The sequence below is a fragment of the Streptodolium elevatio genome (assembly GCF_040649515.1).
Classification (GTDB): Bacteria; Actinomycetota; Actinomycetes; order Streptomycetales; family Streptomycetaceae; genus Yinghuangia; species Yinghuangia elevatio.
This window is the reverse complement of record NZ_JBEZFP010000236.1, coordinates 1-6,749: the sequence shown is the minus strand read 5'-3', so window position 1 is coordinate 6,749 and position 6,749 is coordinate 1. Positions and strand designations below refer to the sequence as shown.

The 6,749-nt window shown below is 70.2% G+C and carries 6 protein-coding genes and 3 pseudogenes; 3 read left to right on the top strand and 6 right to left on the bottom strand.

Going from position 1 to position 6,749, the window contains the following annotated elements; genetic code table 11:
• Nucleotides 1-180, top strand: a pseudogene (locus AB0C36_RS42220) (hypothetical protein); the annotation flags it as partial.
• 991 nt (nt 181-1,171) lie between these two features.
• Here AB0C36_RS42220 and AB0C36_RS42215 read toward each other — a convergent pair.
• On the bottom strand, nt 1,172-1,312 hold the full coding sequence (locus AB0C36_RS42215) for a hypothetical protein (protein ID WP_358364872.1): 141 nt from the start codon (nt 1,310-1,312) through the stop codon (nt 1,172-1,174).
• Between the two features lie 405 nt (nt 1,313-1,717).
• On the opposite strand from AB0C36_RS42215, the gene AB0C36_RS42210 reads away from it, so the two are divergent.
• Together AB0C36_RS42210 and AB0C36_RS42205 are read left to right on the top strand one after the other, a co-directional pair.
• Complete coding sequence (locus AB0C36_RS42210; RefSeq protein ID WP_358364870.1) at nt 1,718-2,938, top strand: NAD(P)/FAD-dependent oxidoreductase; 1,221 nt, start codon at nt 1,718-1,720, stop codon at nt 2,936-2,938.
• A 21-nt stretch (nt 2,939-2,959) separates the two neighbouring features.
• A complete protein-coding gene (locus AB0C36_RS42205; RefSeq protein ID WP_358364868.1) occupies nt 2,960-3,913 on the top strand; it encodes a sigma-70 family RNA polymerase sigma factor in 954 nt (317 codons plus the stop codon).
• Nucleotides 3,914-3,934: 21 nt separating this feature from the next.
• Here AB0C36_RS42205 and AB0C36_RS42200 read toward each other — a convergent pair whose 3' ends face one another.
• From AB0C36_RS42200 to AB0C36_RS42175, 5 genes and pseudogenes are all read right to left on the bottom strand, one after another.
• On the bottom strand, nt 3,935-4,141 hold the full coding sequence (locus tag AB0C36_RS42200; protein WP_358364866.1) for a DUF6223 family protein: 207 nt from the start codon (nt 4,139-4,141) through the stop codon (nt 3,935-3,937).
• A gap of 48 nt (nt 4,142-4,189) precedes the next feature.
• Nucleotides 4,190-4,918: pseudogene (gene istB / locus AB0C36_RS42195) on the bottom strand (IS21-like element helper ATPase IstB); the annotation flags it as partial.
• Nucleotides 4,919-5,089: 171 nt separating this feature from the next.
• On the bottom strand, nt 5,090-5,407 hold the full coding sequence (locus AB0C36_RS43340) for a hypothetical protein (RefSeq protein ID WP_435839234.1): 318 nt from the start codon (nt 5,405-5,407) through the stop codon (nt 5,090-5,092).
• Between the two features lie 422 nt (nt 5,408-5,829).
• Nucleotides 5,830-5,937 (bottom strand): annotated as a pseudogene (locus AB0C36_RS42180) (transposase family protein); the annotation flags it as partial.
• A 350-nt stretch (nt 5,938-6,287) separates the two neighbouring features.
• A complete protein-coding gene (locus tag AB0C36_RS42175) occupies nt 6,288-6,584 on the bottom strand; it encodes a Mu transposase domain-containing protein (RefSeq protein WP_358364863.1) in 297 nt (98 codons plus the stop codon).
• Between the last annotated feature and the right edge of the window lie 165 nt (nt 6,585-6,749).

Below are 6,749 nucleotides of genomic sequence, written 5' to 3'. Positions count from 1 at the left end.
GGTGTCTCCCATTTCGTCTGCCGTTGCCTTCTCGTCGAGGCCGACGATCGACTGATCGCCGTCGATACCGGCATCGGGCGCAGGGACATCGAGTCCCGCGGGCAACGGCTCGGGGAGAACTGGCTCTCGCAGGTCAACCCCGCGCTCGACCCCACGGATCGCATCTTGGCCGCGGGCTGACCAGCCATGGCTCACCGGAACGCCCTCCCCCCGGTATTGCCTCGGCGGCGCTGGCGTGCCCGCGGCCGGAAAAGTGACCAAGCCAAGGCCGCCGGGCACTCGAAGACGAAGCCCGAGCGCTGCGGGGACATCTAGCTGCACTCGGCTGTCGAGGGCCTTCACTAAGGCCCTGCCCGACGAGAAGACCGCGACCGTCATGGCCTTCATGCATCGGGCCCGCACCTGGTTTGCCGGGACATGGCATCACCCGCATCGAACGGGGGCGTCCCGTCCTCCCACAGTTCGGCGTCACCTGGCCGGCACCACGGTGCCACCTGAGAGCCGGCAGCGTTGTCTCCTGCGGATGGAAGGCGTGCCAAGTAGGTGAACCTTGACCGCACTTCAGCCTTGCCCGACCCCTTCCCCCCGCAGCAACCGCCGGTCCTGCAAAGCGTCGCTTCCGTCGCTTCCTCGCCTGTCCCCGAACTGGAAGCGCCGTCGAAGCGCGCCCCTGACGCAGAGACCACCACGGCACTGCTGACCGTTGCGGGGGCAGGCCTGACGCCCGTCGTCGAGAGCGGCATGCCCTACCCCTTGGAGGATGACCCGGTAGCCCAGTCGCCCATGTCCGGGCCTTTCGCTGAGCCGTCATCCGATCCGCTATCTGTTGGCCCGTCGATGATGGAGTAGCTGCGCGCGCTGGCCGTGCAACACTCGACCGGCTTCCCGTCGGGTGTGGTGGCGACTTGGTCGCGCAGGCCCGCGAGTTGTGCCAGGTCGTCGAGCGCGGGATGCACCTGTATCTGTGGTTCCTCGGCGACTGGCCCCGATCGCCTGGTCTTCAACTCCTTTGGGGTCGTTGTTTACTGGCCCAGGGCCTGCCAGCCGATCGTGCCGGCCTGGACGGAGTGTGCCTCGTCCGCGCGCACGACCTCGCCCGCCGGCTTGCCGGCCGCGAGATGCTCCAAGATGGAGAGCAGGTCGTCGTCGGTGAAGCGTCCGGCGGTCGCGGCTAGCCGCAGGGCCTGATCGACGCTTCCGGGCCCATGACCGTGGCGAGCTCGACGGCGCGGGCCATCTTGGCGTGGATGCGGACCGCGCCGGCGGGTCTGGCCTCCTTGAGCCAGCGCCCCGCGCGGGGGCCGATGCCCACGAACGCGATCTCCGCTTCCGAGCGCGGCCGCAGTCTCGACTGGTGGGCGCCGCGGCGTCGGGGTGGTCGGGTAGTGGGCATCGATGATCTGCGGAACCCCCGGGTGGCTATGAACACGGGATGCGGTGTCGATTCGACATGAGTCCCAGTGCGTACGGCGGCGTGTAGCTGGCGGGAATGTTCACGAGTTTCGGCATCACCTGGGCCGACTCCGGATGCTCATCCGCTTCCCAGCGGTACGAGCGGCTGCTGCGGCTCGTGGTGGCGAAGTACCGGCCTACCGGCGCCGGGCGCGTCGCCGGGTGGCAGGCCCGTGCGCATGTGACCCATGACACATATGGCGCCTGTCAGGAATCGGGGCACTGTCTCGCTCAACTCCCGAAGACCAAGCGATGGGAGCGAGACATGAAGCACCGCATTGTCGTTCTGGGTGCCGGGTACGCGGGGGCCTACGTGGCCGGGACTCTGGCGCGCCGGTTGTCCGCGGCGGACGCGCAGATCACCGTGGTCAATGCCGTGCCGGATTTCGTGCAGCGGCTACGGCTGCACCAGCTGGCCGCGGGTCAGGAAATCGCTGCGCCACAGCTCGCCGACGTCTTCGCCGGCACGGGCATAGACGTGCGCGTCGCCCGGGTCACCGCGGTCGACCCGGTGCGACGGGTCGTGGCCGTCGCGGATGCAAACGGTGGAGGTGATCTGGCCTACGACACGCTCGTGTATGCGCTGGGCAGCCGCGGCGACGGCCGTGGCGTGCCGGGTGTGGCCGAGCACGCCTTCGATGTCGCCGCGCGGCCCTCGGCGCTGCGGCTGCGCGAGCGCCTGGACGGCCTGGAAGGGCGGGGCGGCGGGAGTGTGGTGGTGGTCGGCGACGGGTTGACCGGGATCGAGACCGCTACCGAGATCGCCGAGTCCCGGCCGGACCTGTCGGTTTCGCTGGTCGCCCGCGGCGAGTTGGGGGCGAGGCTCTCCGCGGGTGCGCGCGCCCACCTGCGGCAGGTCTGCGGCCGGCTGGGTGTGGCGGTCGTGGAGCACACGAGCGCCGAAGGCATCGAAGCGGCGCGGGTGGTGTGCGCGGACGGCACCGTCCTCGCCTCCGACGCGACCGTGTGGACGGCCGGGTTCGCGGTCGACCCGATCGCCGCCGCGGGCGGTCTGGAAGTCACCGGGGACGGCCGGATCGTCGTCGACCGCACCATGCGCTCCGTGTCGCACCCGGAGGTGTACGCGGTCGGCGACAGCGTCCACGCCGTCGGCGACAACGGCCTGCCGCTGCCGATGTCGTGCGCCTCGGCCGGCTACACCGGCCGGCAGGCGGTGGAGGCGATCGTGGGACGCCTGACCAGCCGCAAGGTCGCGAACGTCAAGCTGGAGTACCCGGGCAACCACATCAGCCTCGGACGCCGGGACGCCATCTTGCAGATGGTCGACGACCAGGCGCTGGCGAAGCCGAAGCACATGGGCGGCCGCAAGGCCGCGCGGATCAAGGCGGGCATCGTGCGGATGTCACTGTGGGCCACCGAGCACCCCACCTTCGGCCTGCCCAAGCGCAGGCACCGCCTGGCCGCCGCACCGGACGCGGCACCGTTCGCGGCACCGGATGCACCCGCCGAGCGGGCGGCCGCGTAGCCGCCTTTTAGGGTGTTCCGCATGGACAGCACCGCCGTCGACCGCTTCGACACCGGCCGGTTCGAGGCCAGCCGCAACCGGCTGGCCTCGCTGGCCTACCGGCTGCTGGGCTCCGCCGCCGACGCCGAAGACGCCGTCCAGGACGTCTTCCTGCAGTGGCAGGCCGCCGACCGGCAGCTGATCCTGGTGCCCGAAGCGTGGCTGACCAAGGTGGTCACCAACCTGTGCCTGGACCGGCTCCGTTCGGCGCAGGCCCGCCGCGAACGCACCGCCGGCGTCTGGCTGCCCGAACCCCTCCTCGACGGCGACCCGATGCTCGGCCCGGCCGACACCTTCGAGCAGCGCGAATCGGTCTCCCTGGCCGTCCTGACCCTCATGGAGCGCCTGACGCCGGTCGAGCGGGCCGTCTACGTCCTGCGCGAAGCGTTCTCCTACAGCCACGCCGAGACGGCCCAGATCCTCGACATCACCGAGTCCGCGAGCCAGCAGCACCTGCACCGGGCCCGGGACCGCATCACCGCCGCACGCCGCCGCGGCGGCGAAGTCGACCCGGCATCCGCCCGCCGGATCGTCGAGGCGTTCCTCGCCGCCGCGTCCTCCGGCCGCACCGAACGCCTCGTCGCGCTGCTCACCGACGACGTCACCGCGATCTCCGACGGCGCCGGTCTGACCGAGAAGCTGCTGCGCTACGACACCCCGCAGCGCGTCGCCGCCGTCGCCCGGGGCGGCTTCAGGCCGTCGGAGGGCAAGCGCCGACTTGCCGGCGGCGCCCCTGCCATCCACTACGCACTGGTCAACGGGACCCCGGCCATCCTCAGCGTGGTCGGGGACCGGGTCGTCGGGTCCGTCACCTTCGACATCGCCGACGGAAAGATCGCCACGGTGCGCGGCATCGCCGCCCCCGCCCGGTTGGTCCGCCTCACCGAATCGTGGCGGCGGCACGGACCGGGCATGCCGCTCATCGTCCAGTGGTGACCGACCCGCTGCGGTGGCGTGTCATGCCGGGACGCGGCGGACGCGGGTGCGGGCCAGGGCGCCGAGGACCACAGCGATCACCCCCACGATGAGGGCGACGATGCCGCCGCCAAGTCCGTTGCGGGTGTCCGGCCTGGTCACCGCACGCGGCACCTGGCACCCGGGAACCGGCGCCCCGGCGGGGCCTGCGCGGTCCGCGACCAGCAGCGCGGAGGACCCGCACGCCATGGCGTGGTCCGCCGGGCCGGGAGCGGAACGGGTCAGCAGGAGGACGGCTCAGGTGCCGGTCGCCTGCCCGGCGCGGGCGCGGGTCTGCGCGAACCGGTAGGAGTCGGTGCCCGTCTCGATGATGTTGCCTCCGAAGGTGAGCCGGTCGACGATGGCGGCGCACAAACGCGGGTCGGTGAAGGTCTTGGTCCAGCCGCCGAAGGCCTCGTTGGAGGCGATCGCCACGCTCGCCTTCTCCTCCCTCTCGGTCAGCATCTGGAACAGCAACTCGGCCCCTTTACGGTCCAGTTCCATGTAGCCCAGCTCATCGATGCAGAGGAGGTCGACGCGGCCGTAGCGGGCGATGGTCTTGGCGAGCTGCTTGTCGTCGGCGGCCTCGACGAGTTCGTTCACGAGCTTGGTGGCGAGGGTGTAGCGGACGCGGTAGCCGGCCATCGCGGCCTCGGTGCCCAGCGCGATGAGCAGGTGGGACTTGCCGGTGCCCGAGTCGCCGATGAGGCACAGCGGCTGGCCCTTCTTGACCCATTCGCACTTGGCGAGGGTGTTGACCACCGCCGGGTCGATGTTGGGGTTCGCCTCGTACTCGAAGGTCCTCAGGGACTTGTCCCGCGGGAACCCGGCGGCTTTGATGCGCCGGTCAGAGCGGCGTCGGGCTCGGTCGTCGAACTCGGCCAGCAGCAGTTCGGCGAGGTAGCCCAGGTAGGTCAGCTGGTCCTTGGCACTTCGATCGGCACCCTCACGGAACTCGGCCCGGACAGTCGGCAGCCGCAGGACCTTGCTGGGATTTGATCTCCTCCCAGAGCTGCCAGGCGTTGGTGCAGCCCTCGGCCCAGCGTCGGTCGAGATGGGCCTTGAAGGGATCGAGCTTGCTCGGCCGTCCCTGCCACTGGCCGTGGAACAGGGATTCAGGGGCGGGAGCGTCGGCGTACTTCAGGACGGTGTTCTGGCCTATGCGCAGTCGCCGGGCGATGGCCCGGCGACTGTGACCTGCGGCGAGCAGTTCGTGGACGGCTGCATGTCGGGCCCGGGCGCGGTCGGCGAAGCGGTGTCCGGTCGGCCACGGCTGCTCGGGCGTCGGATCGACTCCAGCAGCAGGTGACGCCTCGGATGCGTCCGGCGGGACGGCCCGCAAGCAGGCGCGATGCAGCGTTCGGCGACTTCGCCGAGGTTGTGCCACAGATGCCAGCGGTCCGCGACCTGCACTGCCTGAGGCGCGCCGGTGGTGGCCGCGTCGATGTAAAGGGGAGCGCGGTCCCGGCAAACCACCTCGATCCGGGACGCGCGGCCAGCCACGCTATGACGCTGCCCGACTCCCGGTCGGGCAGCAGACCAACCGGCCTGCGCGTTTCGACGTCGACCAAGACGGTGCCGTAGACACGGCCCTTCCGCAGCGCGAACTCGTCGATGCCGACCACCCTCGGCGATGCACTCGCAGGATCGGGCAGCGCACCCAGGATCCGCAGGATCGTCGAACGGCTGACCTGGATGCCGATGAGATCGGCGATCCGGGCACCCGCCCGGCCGGCAAGCGCCAGGCCCAGGCCGACCAGCACCTGTCGCAGGCGTTCGGTCCAGCGGCCATGTCGGCGAGTCAGTCCCGGTATCTGCTCGACGAACGTGCCACGCGGGCACGTCGGTTCGTCACACCGAAACCGCCGCACCCGTAGAGCGACGACCACCCGTCTGCCACCGACAGGCAGATCCGAAGGGACGCGTCCGTACGAGCCGTGCACCCTCGCCGACCAACACCCGCAGCCCGGACAGGCAGCCCGCCGAGCCCGGCTGCGGGCCGTCATCCGCACGACCTGCCCCTCGACGCTGGCCGCCTCCACCACAAGGTCCGAAATCACATCAAAGCCGAGTAAGCCGCCCGGCACGGCGCTAATGCCCATGGTCGAAAGGTGGCGAACGCGGAGCTTGGAATGACGAGCCCAACCACGGCCTGACGAAGCGTCAGGACAACCACGTCGGCGCGGGCACACACAACGGCGCGCAACTCACACCCACGCAACCCATCGCGCCATCAACACTCGGTCACGACTCCACAGAACCAGAACCAGAACCAGAACTCGTGAACATCACCCCTGGCGAATCTCGGCGTGCTCCACGACTGGTGTCGAGGTGTTCCTACTTCTCATGCGCAAAGTCACCCCGGGACCGACAGTTGGTGGCGCCAGATCTCCGACAGGTCACCGGGGTTGGTGCGAGCGGTGATGGACAGTTCCTCGCCGACCACCCGGCACCACACCCGGGCGCTGGTATAGCCCGGCGAGGTCGAGTAGCGCACCGCGTTGAAGCTGATCGTGCGGTCCGAGCTGACCACCCGCTCCTCGCCCAGCGCAAACGCCGGCGGCTCCGGCGGGAGGACGTGCAGCGTGGTGCGTTCGATGTCGAGGCGGTCGGCGGGTATCCGTCCTGTCGCCCGGTGGCGGCGTGAGTTCACCACATCGCACCAGGTGAGGCAGAACGCACCGGCGCTGGCGATGGGAACGCCGCCGTCAGCGTGTGGTGATCGTCTGGAAGTTGTTGATGGTGTCGCCGACGATTATGGAGGCGGCGTTCGAGACGCCGGTGCCGGACGCGAACTGCTTGTCGCCGGCGACCGCGT